Source organism: Pantoea sp. EEL5 (assembly GCF_049892805.1).
Classification (GTDB): domain Bacteria; phylum Pseudomonadota; class Gammaproteobacteria; order Enterobacterales; family Enterobacteriaceae; genus Pantoea; species Pantoea ananatis.
On the sequence record NZ_JBNDNJ010000005.1, the window covers coordinates 36,278 to 51,035 of the forward strand.

Annotated in this window: 18 protein-coding genes; 8 read left to right on the plus strand and 10 right to left on the minus strand. The window is 52.2% G+C overall.

Annotated features, from left to right (window positions below; translation table 11 throughout):
• Nucleotides 1-11: 11 nt before the first annotated feature.
• From rutF to rutA, 6 genes are all read right to left on the minus strand, one after another.
• Entirely contained in the window at nt 12-527 is a 516-nt protein-coding gene (gene rutF / locus ACPXSQ_RS17530; RefSeq protein WP_088900766.1) for an NADH-dependent FMN reductase RutF, read from the minus strand.
• Nucleotides 528-596: 69 nt separating this feature from the next.
• Nucleotides 597-1,187, minus strand: coding sequence for a malonic semialdehyde reductase (locus ACPXSQ_RS17535; protein WP_013027870.1), 591 nt, complete (start codon nt 1,185-1,187; stop codon nt 597-599).
• Nucleotides 1,184-2,011, minus strand: coding sequence for a pyrimidine utilization protein D (gene rutD / locus ACPXSQ_RS17540; protein WP_013027869.1), 828 nt, complete (start codon nt 2,009-2,011; stop codon nt 1,184-1,186). The genes ACPXSQ_RS17535 and rutD overlap by 4 nt, the downstream gene beginning before the upstream one ends.
• A 35-nt stretch (nt 2,012-2,046) precedes the next feature.
• On the minus strand, nt 2,047-2,433 hold the full coding sequence (gene rutC / locus ACPXSQ_RS17545) for a pyrimidine utilization protein C (protein ID WP_013027868.1): 387 nt from the start codon (nt 2,431-2,433) through the stop codon (nt 2,047-2,049).
• Between the two features lie 25 nt (nt 2,434-2,458).
• A complete protein-coding gene (rutB, locus tag ACPXSQ_RS17550; protein WP_014333147.1) occupies nt 2,459-3,208 on the minus strand; it encodes a pyrimidine utilization protein B in 750 nt (249 codons plus the stop codon).
• Entirely contained in the window at nt 3,208-4,299 is a 1,092-nt protein-coding gene (gene rutA, locus ACPXSQ_RS17555; RefSeq protein ID WP_013027866.1) for a pyrimidine utilization protein A, read from the minus strand. Before rutA ends, rutB begins: the two co-directional genes overlap by 1 nt.
• Nucleotides 4,300-4,697: 398 nt before the next feature.
• On the opposite strand from rutA, the gene rutR reads away from it, so the two are divergent.
• The gene (gene rutR, locus ACPXSQ_RS17560; protein ID WP_014598333.1) at nt 4,698-5,387 is read left to right on the plus strand and encodes an HTH-type transcriptional regulator RutR; all 690 of its coding nucleotides are present in this window, start codon (nt 4,698-4,700) and stop codon (nt 5,385-5,387) included.
• Nucleotides 5,388-5,461: 74 nt separating this feature from the next.
• Here rutR and ACPXSQ_RS17565 read toward each other — a convergent pair whose 3' ends face one another.
• Nucleotides 5,462-6,157, minus strand: a complete 696-nt coding sequence (locus ACPXSQ_RS17565; RefSeq protein WP_014598334.1) for a hypothetical protein — start codon at nt 6,155-6,157, stop codon at nt 5,462-5,464.
• Nucleotides 6,158-6,310: 153 nt separating this feature from the next.
• Entirely contained in the window at nt 6,311-6,535 is a 225-nt protein-coding gene (locus tag ACPXSQ_RS17570) for a KTSC domain-containing protein (protein WP_013027863.1), read from the minus strand.
• Nucleotides 6,536-6,920: 385 nt separating this feature from the next.
• Here ACPXSQ_RS17570 and parS point away from each other — a divergent pair, with 385 nt between their 5' ends.
• From parS to ACPXSQ_RS17590, 4 genes are all read left to right on the plus strand, one after another.
• On the plus strand, nt 6,921-7,364 hold the full coding sequence (parS, locus tag ACPXSQ_RS17575) for a type II RES/Xre toxin-antitoxin system antitoxin (protein ID WP_014598335.1): 444 nt from the start codon (nt 6,921-6,923) through the stop codon (nt 7,362-7,364).
• Nucleotides 7,361-7,828, plus strand: coding sequence for an RES family NAD+ phosphorylase (locus ACPXSQ_RS17580; RefSeq protein WP_426144184.1), 468 nt, complete (start codon nt 7,361-7,363; stop codon nt 7,826-7,828). The genes parS and ACPXSQ_RS17580 overlap by 4 nt, the downstream gene beginning before the upstream one ends.
• Before the next feature lie 644 nt (nt 7,829-8,472).
• Entirely contained in the window at nt 8,473-9,867 is a 1,395-nt protein-coding gene (fliD, locus tag ACPXSQ_RS17585) for a flagellar filament capping protein FliD (protein WP_014604629.1), read from the plus strand.
• Nucleotides 9,868-10,551: 684 nt separating this feature from the next.
• Entirely contained in the window at nt 10,552-11,487 is a 936-nt protein-coding gene (locus ACPXSQ_RS17590) for a flagellin (RefSeq protein ID WP_013027859.1), read from the plus strand.
• 61 nt (nt 11,488-11,548) lie between these two features.
• Here the strand turns inward: ACPXSQ_RS17590 and ACPXSQ_RS17595 are convergent, their stop codons facing one another.
• Nucleotides 11,549-12,121 (minus strand): NADPH-dependent FMN reductase, encoded by a 573-nt coding sequence (locus ACPXSQ_RS17595; RefSeq protein WP_105087818.1) that lies wholly within the window; start codon nt 12,119-12,121, stop codon nt 11,549-11,551.
• A gap of 87 nt (nt 12,122-12,208) precedes the next feature.
• Here ACPXSQ_RS17595 and ACPXSQ_RS17600 point away from each other — a divergent pair, with 87 nt between their 5' ends.
• The 3 genes from ACPXSQ_RS17600 to ACPXSQ_RS17610 all read left to right on the plus strand — a co-directional run bounded on the left by ACPXSQ_RS17600 (nt 12,209) and on the right by ACPXSQ_RS17610 (nt 13,862).
• The gene (locus ACPXSQ_RS17600) at nt 12,209-12,442 is read left to right on the plus strand and encodes a putative hemolysin (RefSeq protein ID WP_013027857.1); all 234 of its coding nucleotides are present in this window, start codon (nt 12,209-12,211) and stop codon (nt 12,440-12,442) included.
• 39 nt (nt 12,443-12,481) lie between these two features.
• A complete protein-coding gene (locus ACPXSQ_RS17605; protein WP_014604627.1) occupies nt 12,482-12,982 on the plus strand; it encodes a GNAT family N-acetyltransferase in 501 nt (166 codons plus the stop codon).
• An 88-nt stretch (nt 12,983-13,070) separates the two neighbouring features.
• Complete coding sequence (locus tag ACPXSQ_RS17610) at nt 13,071-13,862, plus strand: MBL fold metallo-hydrolase (RefSeq protein ID WP_064352102.1); 792 nt, start codon at nt 13,071-13,073, stop codon at nt 13,860-13,862.
• A 230-nt stretch (nt 13,863-14,092) separates the two neighbouring features.
• Here the strand turns inward: ACPXSQ_RS17610 and ACPXSQ_RS17615 are convergent, their stop codons facing one another.
• Nucleotides 14,093-14,272, minus strand: a complete 180-nt coding sequence (locus tag ACPXSQ_RS17615; RefSeq protein ID WP_022622888.1) for a hypothetical protein — start codon at nt 14,270-14,272, stop codon at nt 14,093-14,095.
• Nucleotides 14,273-14,758: the final 486 nt, after the last annotated feature.

Sequence of the window (14,758 nt, forward strand, 5' to 3'; positions counted from 1 at the left end):
TGCGGATTGAGTTAACAGGCTATCTGACGCATCAGCGGATGATAGCGTCGGTCGAAATACGCCAGTCCGTGGCAGTCATCGTTGCAACGGAGTGCAACAACTTCACAAAACATAATATCGTGGGTACCGACCCGGGTGATCTGCGTGACCTTGCAGTCAAATGACACCAGCGCGTTAGTGAGGATCGGGGAGCCGGTGGCGAGATCTGTCCATTCGGCGGCGTCGAAGCGTTGTTCCATCGGCGTTTTTCCGCCGAATAAATTAGAAAGTGATTCGTGGCTGTCGGCCAGCGTGTTTACGCACAGCACCTGATTTTGTATAAACGCCGGATGTACCGACGCAGAACGGTTCAGGCACACCAGCAGTGTCGGTGGCGTATCGGTGACGCTGCACACAGCAGAGGCGGTGAAACCTGCCCGACCGCCGGGGCCGTCAGTGGTGATGATATTGACGGCAGAGCCGAGGCGCGCCATGGCATTGCGGTATTCCTGTTTCTCAACGGCAGCCTCTTTTTCAGCAAGGGGCATGTCGGTCTCGGGCAGTGTGGCGTTCAGGGTTGATTGCATGCTCGTGTCCTCAGTCATGATCGGTGATGCTTACAGCACGCGACAGGCGCGGTCAAAGTCCAGGCGCGGTGCGCGTGGATAGACTTTGCTGCTGTCGCCGTAACCAATGTTAATCAGAAAATTCGATTTCCAGCCTTCCTGCGCCAGAAAGGTTTCATCAACTTTGGCATTGTCGAAACCGGACATCGGTCCGGTATCCAGGCCGATCGCGCGACAGGCCATAATCAGATACGCAGCCTGTAAACTGCTGTTGCGGAACGCGGTATCCTGTGCCAGCTGTGGGCTGGAGGTGAACCATGAACGGGCATCGCCGGACGGAAACAGTTCAGGCAGCAGCTCATAGAATTCCGGATCCCAGGCAATAATCGCCGTCACCGGAGCGGTCATCGTTTTCTTCAGATTGCCACTGGAAAGTGCCGGCGCCAGTTGTTGTTTCGCTTCCTGGCTCTGAATAAATACGATGCGCACCGGGCTGCAGTTCGCCGAGGTCGGCCCCATGCGCGCCAGTTCGTAAATCGTTTTCAGTTGTTCGCCTGTTACCGGTTTATTCAGCCAGCCGTTATGGGTGCGGGCTTCGGTGAACAACGTGGCCAGCGCGCTGGCGGTTAATGCTTCGGTCATGGCATCTCCACAGGTATGAAATCAGACGGTGTTCCGGATGGATGCGAAGCCTGCCGCTGCAGCCAGTCCAGTAAAATCGGGTTAAACGTATCGGGGTCCGTTACGCTCATGGCATGTCCGCCGTAGCCCATTTGCAGGTGCTCGCCATGGGGAAGACGCGAGGCGAGATCGGCTGAACAGGACCAGGGCACCAGCAAATCATCTTTAGCGCTCAACGCCAGGGTCGGCGCGATGACGCCTTTGAGCGAGGTGGTCAGATCGGAGTCCATCAGCGCCTGCAGGCGATGCAGCAGGTTTTCCATCCCCTGAAAGTTCGCCACCTGATGCTGGCGCTCTTCCTGCAGGAAAGCTTCATGTTCAGAAAGCCAGTCACCCGGGTACAGAAACAGCGGCTGCGCCTGCACGTAGGCATCTACGCCGCTGTTAAGCAGCAGGTTCCGACGGACGTCGAAGCAGCGGCGCGTCTGGCTGTTAAGGACTGTCCAGCCATTAATTACCACCAGACTTTGCAGCAGCGCGGGATAACGCAGGGCAAGATGCAGACCCATAATGCCGCCCAGTGCGTGACCGACCAGATGACAGCGGCTGATATTCAGCGCGTTAAGTAAGCCTGCCAGCTCATCGGCCATATCCTCCATCCGGTAACCGGCGGGTACGCTACCCTGACTGGCGCCGGTGCCGTACTGGTCATAGACCACCACCCGAAAATGCGCCGAGAGCATCGCCAGCTGAGGCTGCCAGAATCCCCCGGAACCGCCGAGACCCGAGGAGAGCACGACGGTTTCTGCATCAGCGTTTTGCTGACCCAATACCTTGTAATACATACTGTTTCCTCAGATGAAATACATCACCGAACAGATTATTTGCCAAGGTGGGCAATCGATGCGATTTCGATCAACGCATCCGGTTTCACCAGCCCACACTGAATGCAGAACCTTGCCGGTTTTTCACCCGGGAAATACTCCGCATAGACCTGATTCACTGCCCCGTAATTCGCCCAGTCGGTGATAAAAATCGAGTTCATGGTGACGTCATCCATGCTGCCGCCTGCGGTTTCGATCACGCTTTTGATGATCTCCAGTACATGGCGGGTTTGTGCTGCCGCATCGCCCACATGTACGACGTTGTTGTCTTTATCAAAAGGCAAAGTACCGGAAACGTACAGGACCCCATCGGCAAGCGTACCGGGAACAAATGGCGCCAGCGGAACACCGCTGCCGGCTGGAATAATGGCGCGTTTAGGCATCGTTCATTGTCCTTTTCACAAGCGGTCAGGCCGCGTTTTGTTCAGTTTTGTAACCCACCGCGTCGCAGAAGTGGCTTACGCTGGAGACCCAACCAAAAAACGTTTCGATGTTATAAATTGCGGCTTTTTGCGCAAACTCGGGGCCCGCCTGGTGTGTCGCGTCTTCCAGTACGACGCCAAAATATTCCAGAAAGAAGCCGTCACGCAAGGTGGATTCGACGCACACGTTGGTGGCGATGCCGGTGAAAACCAGATGATGAATGCCGTAGCTGCGCAGCAGGCTATCCAACTGGGTATTAAAGAAGCCGCTGTAGCGTGGTTTTGGCAGCACAATATCGCCCGGCTGGGGTTGCAGTTCATCGACCAGATCGTAATCCCAGTCCCCTTTCGCCAGCAGTTTGCCCATCAGCTCGGGACGTTTGCGCATTGTTTTCAGCGCATTGGATTTATGGAAGTTGGGCGAGCCCGCCCCCCCGGCTTCAACATACTGATTGTCCCAGCCGTTCTGGAAAAAAATCACTTTAATGCCTGCCGCGCGAGCAGCGGCAATCGCCACTTTGATATTGGCAATGACCGGCGCGGTGGCAGACACGTCAAAGCCTGCCAGATCAAGATAACCGCCCTGCGAGGCGTAAGCGTTTTGCATATCCACCACAATAAGCGCCGTCTGCTGCGGGGTGAAACCAATGGCTTCAGGACGCGCGGCCAGCACCCTTTCCTCGCCAGCATTATCGGGCGCGCGGCGAACCACGGTTTGATTTTCAACAATGTTCATCATGCGACCTCTTTCTGCTCAATGCCGATGTGCTGGCGCGTTTTCATTAACGGCTGGATGTAACGACCAAAGTTTTCAATGCCTTCGACGAAATCGTCAAAGGTCAGCAATACGCCGCCCGCACCGGGAACCGTATCGATCTCATCAAGCATTCTGGCGACGCTGGCCCAGGAGCCGACCAGCGTCCCCATGTTGATGTTGACCGCTGACGTGGGATCGGCCATCTGGCGAACATTGGTATCGCTGCCGGAGCGGGTATCTTTACTGCTCTGGTCGGTGAGCCATGACAGGGCTTCCGCATCAGCACCGGCTTTGTACAGCTCCCATTTGGCGCGCGCGGCCTCGTCGGTTTCATCGGCAATCACCATGAACAACACGTAAGAGGACACGTCACGGTTTTCAGCGTCAGCCGCTGTTTTCATGCGGGCTGCGGTAGGTGCAAAAGCGGTTGGCGTGTTGACGCCTTTGCCAAAGCAGAAGTTAAAATCGGCGTGTTTGGCGGAAAACGCCATGCCGGCGTCACTTTGTCCGGCGCAGATGACTTTCATTTCGCTTTGCGGGCGTGGACTGACGCGACAGTCATCCATTTTGAAAAATTCGCCGTCAAGCGTGCAGTGCCCTGTTCCCCACAGATCGCGCAGTACGCTGACATATTCGGTCAGGTAATCGTAGCGGCGGGTAAAATAGTCATCGCCAGGCCACATGCCCATTTGTTCGTATTCCGGTTTCTGCCAGCCGGTTACCACGTTCACGCCGAACCGGCCGTTGGAGATGGAGTCAATTGTGGCAGCCATGCGCGCAACGATTGCCGGTGGCATGACCAGGGTGGCGGCGGTGGCGTAGAGCTGAATGCGGGACGTTACGGCGGCCAGACCGGCCATCAACGTGAATGACTCCATGTTGTGTTCCCAGAATTCCGTTTTACCGCCGAAGCCTCGCAGTTTGATCATCGAGAGCGCGAAGTCGAAATGGTAGTGCTCTGCTTTCTGCACAATGGTTTTATTCAGTTCGAAGGTTGGCTTGTACTGCGGCGCAGTTTCTGAAATTAGCCAACCGTTGTTACCGATAGGAATAAAGACACCGATTTTCATAGCTCACCTCGATTGAAAATAATTGGGACGACAACAAGGGCTTGCGAAAATCTCTGCGCGGCTTAAGTGCGTCCTGCGGGTTCCTGTTGCACCGTGCTGAAATCTCCTGACGTAAGGATATTTGCAAAGCGGATGCCAGTTTTTAAAAAGTCATTTAAAACAGAATGTTATGGGATTGTGTAGATTTATAATGGAGTAAATGGTCTAAAACAGACCATTTACTCAAAAATAACTGCACGTTAATCAGGCAGAGTTGAGCGCAAATGGTGCAGTTTTGTTAAATATTGGTTGTGCTGGGTTGTCATCAGGTTGTGTTTTTAAATAACGCGTATGACGATAGTCGCCTTAATGCCTATTTGTTATGCTTTTGGCCTTGTTGTGTGTATCAGGGAAATGTTGTGAAGCCATTGTCCGAAAACCCGGGTTCTGACGCCGGAGAAAACCTCGCCGCGAAAACGCCATCGAAATCTGTGACGCGACGTTCGCGAGCGGTTGCTGCCAAACGTGGCGCTATCATGGCCGCTGCACTGGAATTCTTCTCACTGTATGGCTTTCACGGCACCCGTCTTGAGCAGGTTGCTGAACGCGCGGATGTCTCGAAAACCAATCTGTTCTACTACTTTCCCTCGAAAGAAGATTTATACATTGCGGTGCTCAAAGGGCTGCTGGATATCTGGCTGGCACCGCTTAAAGCACTGCAGTCCGATCAGCATCCTCTGGAAGCAATACGGGAATATATTCGTCTGAAGCTTTGCGTCTCCCGTGACCATCCTCAGGCCTCAAGATTATTTTGTCTGGAGATGGTTCAGGGCGCACCGCTGCTGAAACAGGAGCTGGGCGGCAGCCTGAAAACGCTGGTGGAGGATAAATCGGACGTGATTCGCGGCTGGATTAAAGATGAGTTGATCGCACCCATCGATCCGATGCAGTTGATTTTTATGCTGTGGGCCACCACTCAGCATTACGCAGATTTTGGGGTACAGGTTGAGGCGATTACCGGTAAAACACTCAGCGATCCTGTGTTTTTTGAACAAACGGTGAAGAGTGTCCAGCACATCATCACCGAAGGGATTCAGATTCGGGCGTAAAAATGGCGGGCAGAACGCTACTGTTCCAGGCCGTTTACACCACAGGCTAAACTGGCCTCGCATCTCTCCCGGCGTCATTGCCGTAATGCGTGCGCAAAAAACTTCACGCCGTCAGGCCAGGCGCCCGGGTGGCCCGCAAACGCAGTGGCTGCATTGCCGACAAGCAGGTTATGGGTTCCGGCCTGGGTGATGTAAGGCCCCTCTGCGCGCAATCTCGCCAGCGTAATTAATGAAGGTCGGACAATAACGATATGGCCAGGCCTGTGCTTATCGGGGCTTTCATAGGAAATCACGACCAGCATTCCCTGGTTAGCAAGCTGCTGTGCATGTAGTGCATCGGCCGCCCTAATCCAGCCCGCCTGACGCCCTTCCTGACTGTCGAACCAGCGTGTCTGCGCGCTTGCCAGCAATATCTGGCTGTGCTCTGGTGGCCTGAGCATATACACACCCAGCCGGGCCCCCATGGCCGCCGCAAACGCACTGCAGTGAGTATGATTGCCGGGGCCTGAATAGTCATCCGGCTTGTCAGGCTGACCGGTTTCCCAGTTGACGTGATGATGATTGAGCCATAAATGCTCAACGTCCGACCGATCAAGCACGGTGAGGATCGCCTGAGCGGCAGGCGTGACGGGACCACAGCAGGGTTGCTCAGCGGAGCGCGCGGACGAGGGAATGTTTTCGGCGGCAACCGTTATTCCTGTCAGTGCAACGAGTACCACAGCCATGCGGGTGACTAAACTTAAAAAAACGCGGATAAGCGATTTTTTCATCGTTACCTCACTGCGCAGACAGAAAGATCAGCCTGCAGGGATAATACTGGCAGCCAGCAACAGGCAGACCCGAATGTGTCTGGTTATCCCTGCCACGTCAATGCCCTGAAAACGGTGACGGCGGTCAATGTTTTCAGGGCTTCAGCAATGCGCTTAGGCATCACTCTTTTGATACATGGAGAAGAAACGGTTGTCGATACTTTCGCGGAAAAAAGCGTCCTGATCGAGGGCAGCACAGAATCCCTGATAGGTATGAGCAGGCACGGCAAGCCAGCGACGGCAGGTGCCATTGCGGTATTCAAGTTCCAGTACGCCTGACGTCGGGTCGAATCCCGCACTGCGGAAAAGGGAGGAAGAATTAATATCGTGTCGTTTCATAACGGATAGTCCCTATCGGTTGAGCCCAGTACCTGCGTTTAAGAGCGGCAATATAACACAGTCATCGATAAGAGTTGCCTTGGGTAAAAATCTTGCCATATTAAAAAATGATGCCCTGCCTGTAGAAGCCACACTGACCATGGTGTACCTGTAATGACGTCCAGCTAAATGCGTCGTTCGTAGCCGTTTTTCCTTTGTTTTCAGCCACGCTTTACGTTTTCTTGTCAGCCCCGGCGCTGACCGTCAAGGCGGTATAACTTCGTTTCTCTGTCTGCAGCCAGAGAAATGATAAAACGACTTTATTTTCTTATGATGACAGTGCATCAATAACTGATTGAACGATATCACCATTTGGCTATAATAGAACAACCAAATGGAGGTGATGATGAAACAGTTCACTTTACCCGTATCCGCTGCAGAACCGGATCGTCTATGGCAATTTGCTGGCCTGAGCAGTGCTGACGGCGTGATGCTGATGGATCAAATCGATGATGGTCTGGACGGCACGGTAGCCAGTCGCATTGTCACCTGGGCGCAAATCTCTCAGGCAGAACTGCGCCGTATGACCGGCATTGCGGGCTCAACCTTCACCCGCGGCGTTAAAAGCCGCTTTACTGCGGAGCAGAGCGAACGGCTGGTGCGTTTTATTCGCGTGATGGATCGTGCGGTTGAGCTGTTTGAGGGTGATAAAGAAAAGGCACGGCAGTGGCTCAATGAGCCTGCGCGCGCCTTAGGCAATAAAAAACCGGCCGATCTGGTTGCGTCAGAAACCGGTGCTTATGAAGTGCTGAAACTCATTACCCGGCTTGAACACGGTGTGTATTCTTGAAGCTCTATCGCATGACCAAAACGCGCTATCTGGGGTCGGCCTGGAGCGGTTTTGGTGCCCGTGAAGGCGGCGGACGCTGGAACAGCGTCGGCGTATCGATGGTCTACACTTCTGAAACTGCTTCCCTCACCATGCTGGAGACGCTTATCCATCTGCAAAGCGCCAGCGTGCTGGACTTTTTTACCCTCATGAGCATTGACGTTCCCGACAGGCTGATTGAATGGATTGATATCAAGCAACTGCCTGACGACTGGGCCGCACCGGAAGCGCCTGCAGCGCTGCGTTTATTTGGTGATGCCTGGATACAAAGCGGGGGATCGGTCGCACTGCGCGTGCCCAGTGCCCTTTCGCCCGTGGAATCGAATTATCTTCTCAATCCCGAGCATCCTGAATTCAGTGCGATCGTCAGACAGGCGGTAAACATCCCCTTCCTTTTTGACGCACGTTTTTCCCGACAGGTATAAAGCCGACGCATTAATATGCACCTCTTCACGTCGCCCTGCGCCCTGACATCGGGTTGGGCTCCGCTTTGCGATATGTGCTTCAACGTGCACCTTTGTTAACGTTTCGATCGCTGCCGTAAATGGATGTAACAATCGTAAACTTAACGCGCAGCGAAAATATTTTTTACCGGAAACAGGGAAGAATACGCAATAAAAAGCAGTCATCCACCTTTCTGGCCCGGTTGTAAACGCATTGATTAGCGACGGATATTTTCAGGACACCGCATAATTTGCATTAAGTATTTTTCCGTTTTTTGCATCAATTTGTCGTCGATCGTGGTTAAAACAGGATAAGCAGAGTGAATAACTGAGCCATGATGATTAGGAAAAATGAATTTGGCTTAAGGTAGAGGATGCTGGCTAAATGACTGATTAATCGCTGATGTGTTTGCAGACGGCACCGATGTAGATTATTCAAAAGCCAAATTAACCGCCCCGGAAGAATTTCAAATTGTTATTGCGTTAACAATTTTTTACCTCCTTAACAGAAAATTGATGGTTAAGTAATGACAATAAACCGATTTGCAACAACATTTAAAATCAGAAAAACCCCTGATTAATGCATTGTATTTTTAATTCTGGTGTCACTTCATCAGGACAAGAATATGGCAAGCATAAGCACACTTGGCGCTGGTACTAACCTCGACCTCAACACGTTATATGATAATTTACAGTCAGCTGAGCAGGCGCAACTGACACCGATTACTAATCAGCAGGCGTCTTATAATGCGCAGCTGACGGCCTGGGGCGTGGTTCAGAGTTCAATGTCGAAATTGCAAACGGCCGCCTCTGCGCTGGAAAATGCCTCGAGCATTGCCACAACCAAAGTCACCAGCTCAAATACCGCCTTTACTGCCACGCTTGCCAGCGGTGCCGCAGCCGGAAACTATTCCGTTGAGGTCGATCAGCTCGCCGCCGCGCAGTCTCTGCTTTCTAAGTCCGCCAGCAGCGAAAGTACCGATCTCGGTGACAGCAGCATGGCATCACGTACGATTACCATCAGCCAGTCTGGGCAGAAATCGCCGCTGACCGTGACCTTAAACCAGGATCAGACCAGCCTGACAGATATCCGTGATGCAATTAACAAGCAGCAAGGTAGCGTTAATGCCAGCGTGATTATGGCAAACGATAACACCTACTATTTGTCCCTGACCGCACGTGATAGTGGTACCGCGAATGCGATGACCGTCAGCACCAATGACTCGACGCTGTCACAGTATATCAGTTACAGCAGTGGCGGCAGTAATAACGGCATGACACAGCAGGTTGCTGCTCAGGATGCTCAGTTGAAGATAAACGGTTTGTCTATCACGCGCAGCAGCAACATCGTCACCGATGCGCCTGAAGGGGTCACACTGAATCTGAATAAAGTTAACAGCGGTTCCCCTGAAACCTTATCTATCGCCACGGATACCACGCCTATGGCGACGGCGATTCAGACGTACGTTGATGCCTATAATTCCCTGCAAAAGACCATTGCAGATCAGACAAATTATACACCCGTGCAGGAAGGCCAGGCGCCAAGTACCGATAATGGCGATCTGCTGGGGGATAATACGTTAATGAATATCCAGACCAGCCTGCGCAGCCAGTTTTCCGATCCTCAGGGTAGCGGAAGCATTCAGGTACTCTCACAACTCGGCATTACCCAGGACGATAAAGGTGACCTGACGGTAGACAGCACCAAGCTGAATGCCGCCTTAACCAATCAGCCTGCAGATGTTTTAAGTTTTCTGACCGGTGATGGCAAAACTACGGGGTTCGCGACGCAGGTGACCAACAGACTCAATGATATGTTAGCCAGCAACGGCACGGTATCAAACGCGACGACAGGGATTAATACCTCGCTAAAACAGTTGTCTGATCAATATAACAACGTTAATGATCAGATCACCGCGGTCATGGCGCAGTATAAAACGGAGTTCACCAATCTGAGTACGCTGGTGTCTTCAATGACGCAGACGGGGGATTACCTCTCTGCACAGTTCGCAAAAATGTAATTCTGGTTTGGCCGAAATTTTTATCTTCCGCGCTGATGGTACACCTTGCCATCAGCGCGCTGCCGTTTGATGTTGTCTTTTCCCAGACCGGTTCCCCGTTCGTCCCTTCTCTGCTTAAGCTGAACACGAGAAACCCGTTCAACATTATTACCCGTCCGCTAACCGATGTCCCCGGGCATGAGAGCCAAGGCTGAACTCCCGTCGTTTTTCATGACAAACTGGTTTTAACGCTGCCAGCAATTTTCTTGACTACGGACGTCTGTCTTTCTTGTGGGGAAATGTAAAAAAATAATTATTATCATCGTAATGCCGGATAATGATATATCTTACTTTTTAATTAGGGAGAGTTAATGTAATTTCCTTAATGAGAGGCTGTGTTACAGAAAAAACATGACTCATCATACCATGCGGCTAATAATGTAAATATTTAATCATCTGTGCTTTTTGATGATAAATGCTGTAACAAAAGGTTTTTAACCTTTAAAAAGTTATTCTTCTGATTGAGGTTTGTGTGTGCTTATAATAACTTTTTTCTGAGTTTTTTCTGTATTTACAACTTCACCGCCCTGTAAAAAAAACCATTCACTAATTAATCTTAACTGGCGTCTTTTCATTAAAGTTTGGCGTAGTCAGCTCGATAATAATAAGGCGTAAATAATACGTTTCTATAAGAAGGAATTTACCATGTCAGTGATCAACACAAACGTTCTGTCGTTAATTACTCAAAACAACCTGAATAAGTCACAGTCATCATTGGGTACGGCTATCGAGCGCCTGTCATCAGGCCTGCGTATCAACAGCGCCAAAGATGACGCGGCCGGTGAAGCGATTGCTAACCGTTTCACATCGAATATTGACGGCCTGACGGTTGCCGCACGTAACGCCAATGACGGTATTTCATTGTCTCAGACGGCTGAAGGTGCACTGGATGAAATAAACAACAACCTGCAGCGTGTCCGTGACCTGACTGTTCAGGCTCAGAACAGCTCCAACTCAGCATCTGATATTGACTCAATCCAGGCTGAAGTTAACCAGCGTATGCAGGAGATTGACCGCGATACCAAGCAGACAGATTTCAACGGTCTGAAAGTCCTCAACACAGGATCGGGTAGCAGCACTTACAATTTCCAGGTCGGTGCGCAGGATGGCCAGACTATCGGTATCACTCTGAGTTCCAGTGACAGCTTCGATCTTGCTGCGGCCGGTAACGCCTCGTCAGGCACCGTGCAGAATACCAGCGTGACCACTGGCCAGACAGTTAACGGAACCGCCCGTAGCACTGCGGCTATTGGTTTTGACGTGCTGAAGGGTGCCGTAACCGGCGGTAGTGGTGGCACCGCATCAGGCAGCACCCCACTGGCGGATATCGATAAAGCCATCAAGGCCGTCGACAGTCAGCGCAGCCTGCTGGGTGCATCTCAGAACCGCTTTGAGTCTACAATCAGTAACCTGAATAACACCGTGACTAACCTGACTGCAGCACGAAGCCGTATCCAGGATGCGGACTATGCGACGGAAGTGTCGAACATGTCACGCGCGCAGATTCTGCAGCAGGCGGGCTCGTCGGTACTGGCCCAGGCCAATCAGGTACCTCAGACTATGCTGTCTTTACTTCGTTAATCGACAATTTAAGAACCACGCTTTTTGCAGAGCGTGGTTCTTCTCAGAGGATTAACTTAAATCACCCCTCGCTTACCCTGCGAATAAAATCACTGAACGCGGCTAACTGTTTTGCCAGATGTTCCAGCGTGCCCTGCTCAATCACCTTCCCGGCCTGCTCATCGACTTTATTCTGGATCGCCCCACCCATAAATTCCGGCTTGTTCAGCACCATGGCATCGAGAAATACCAGAATCTGACGCAGGTGATACTGACAACGTGCTCCACCAATAGCGCCCATGGAGCTGGTTTGAATCGCCACCGGTTTTCCCGCCAAAGGTTGATTCGGTACGCGAGATAACCAGTCAATGACATTCTTTAAACCGCCAGGCACGGAGTAGTTATATTCGGGTGTGACGATAATAACGCCATCAGCCTCGCGAATACGTGCAGCCAGCGTGTCAACCGTGGCGGGGAATCCCTCTTCTTGCTGAAGATCCGCATCGTACAGTGGAATATCCCGAATGGATGGCAGTGCATCTATGGTCATCCCCTCTGGCGCCAGCTGTGGGAGTGCACGCGCGATCATGGCGTTGTACGAGCCTTGCCTCAGGCTTCCCAGCAGCGTGACGATTTTTAACGGTTTGTCAGACATCATCCTTCTCCTTTTGAGTGGCTATAATGATTTACCCGATAAATCCGGATAGCATGTGAATGCGCTCTTCAACAACAAGCAGGTTATATGAGAACCTTTTTACCGATTTTACTCTCTCTGCTGCTCTCTGGCTGTCTGTCCTCACCCTCACCGCGTGAAACATCGACATCACAGCTGGCTAATCCTGCATCCCAACATTGCCTTGCTGTCGGCGGCAAAATTGACAGCGTGAAAACAGCGGCTGGCGAAGAGGGATACTGTACCTTGCCTTCGGGAGAGCGCATAGATGAGTGGGCATTGTACCGCCGCAATACCCCGTAAAACCGGACGGCGGCATCATCTTTAAGGGAGTATCGCATTATGCCTACCCCGGATAACTATCTCGTCCGGCAAGCAACGACGCATGACCTGGCAGGCATCACGGCACTGCTTCAGGAAAACGCAGCGGGCAATGGCGGCACGCTGAATGGCGATTTCCCCGCCGAAAAAGTTGCCGGCATGCTGAATCACCCCGGCGCCATAGTGGCAGTCGCGCAGTGTGCGGCAGGGATTGCCGGCGTGTTATTTAGCACCTCATCATTCCGGCAAGGCCCGGAGGTGGTGAACGCCATGTTGCGCGCCTGGCCGCCCGGGAAGCAGTGCTGGATTTATGGCCCGGCCTGCATCAGCACCCGGGCCCGCGGTCAGGGCCTGCTGCTGCGTCTGTACGATGAACTGCGCAGTCACTACGGTACTAAGGCCCCGGTGCTGTTTATCCAGGCTGATAATCGTCGATCAATTCAGGCGCACGAGCGTCTTGGCATGACCCAGGTGGCGCAGTTTTACATCAACAACGTCCATTTTTTGGTCTACAGCCATTAATTGTCCTTCACGCCCTATGGCACAAATTGAAACCTGCACCTGATACAGGCTCTAAAATTAATCTGAAAGGGTTAAGGGAGAGCGCAGGATGATCAAAATTTGCCTCACGTGCGGCACGTCATATCAACAGCAGGATGTTCACATTGATCGCTGTAAAATCTGTGAGGACGAACGTCAGTATGTCCCGGCAACAGGACAACAGTGGATTTCACCTGAGGCGTTGCATGCGGCCCACAGTAATAAATGGTCTCAGCTGGAAAAGGGATTATTCAGCCTGCAAACGGTTCCTGAATTTGCTATTGGCCAGCGGGCCTTTCTTGTAAAGGGCGCGCAGGGCAACGTACTTTGGGACTGCATTCCCGATCTTGACGATGCCACGATTGACATCGTTCGCGCCCTGGGCGGCATCAGCGCGATTGCGGTTTCTCATCCTCATTACTACAGCACCATGCAAGACTGGGCAGCGGTCTTTGATGCGCCGATTTACCTGCACGCCAGTGACAGCGAGTGGATTATGCGTGACAGCCCCTATCTGCGGTTATGGGAAGGTGAGACAAAAACCCTCATGCCTGATGTGACACTGTTACGTCTGGGAGGACACTTTGAAGGTGGAACCGTGCTGCACTGGGCAAAGGAGGATGGCATCGTGCTGTCTGGTGATATCGTGCAGGTTAGCGCAGGGTCAAACGCAGTCTCTTTTATGTGGAGTTATCCCAATATGCTTCCTTTACCCGCCGCGACAATCACTGCGATCGTCAATCGACTTCAACCCTATGATTTCAGGAAACTTTACAGCGCATTTGAAGGGCGCGATATTATTGCCGATGCCAGCAGTGTGGTGAAGCAGTCGGCGCAAAAATATATCGATTGTTTACGCTAACCGCGGCTGACAGATCCAGCGCTGTCAGCCATCAAGCTCACCGACCCGTTCTACCTGCAAAGGTTTTGGCGTTTTGAGCGCTTTGATATGCGCCAGCGCGCGCCTCAAGCAAGGCTTCCGCCTGAGGTGTCAATCGATTCATCGGCCTGGCGAGTGATGAGTCCGGCGTCCTGCAGGCGGCTAATCAGCCCAGACGCGCTGTGCGGTTTTAAAATCAGCCGCTCTGCAACTTAACCCACCGTTGCCGTTGCTTCTCGCGCTACCCAAATAGTCAGTGGCGCCTGATGTTGCTGTGGTGTCAATCTCACATTGCGTGCCTGACTATCACTAAAGGCAATAAATCTGCGTAGTTCCGTGCGGAAGTTGGCCAGCAAGATGTAATCAGCATCTGTCATCTTCGGCTGTGCCATACAGTCACCTTTGGCGATGGGGTTTATCTCGTAACACGATGTAAGTTTTCTGCTTTTAGACATTGCAAAAAAAGACATTACGCAGGGGCGCACTGTCGATTTACCTGCCAGGCTCAACGTAGCTGGCCACAGGGTATTTCACGCTGCCTTGCCCGATCGGGCCTTGTACATTAGATATCTGACCTACCCTGCTATCACGTCCGCTACGGGCACAAAGCGATCGTTGAGCCAGACCTTTAGCCTGACCAGGACTACAGCGATAAGTGCAAAGATGCGGCTCAGCGCCGTACGCCCGACGTAGTCGGGCAAAGCCCTTTAAATGATTTTATTTCATGCGTTTAGCTGAAAATCCAGACGAGAGAGCGGTGCTATAAGGACGCACGTTCTTGCGCTGCCGGGCATCAGTCGGGTTCGTCTGAAGCAAGGCGCATCGTCGCCCTGGCTACCCAGAGATGGGGCGCGGGTTTAGTGTCCGCGCGATGAAGG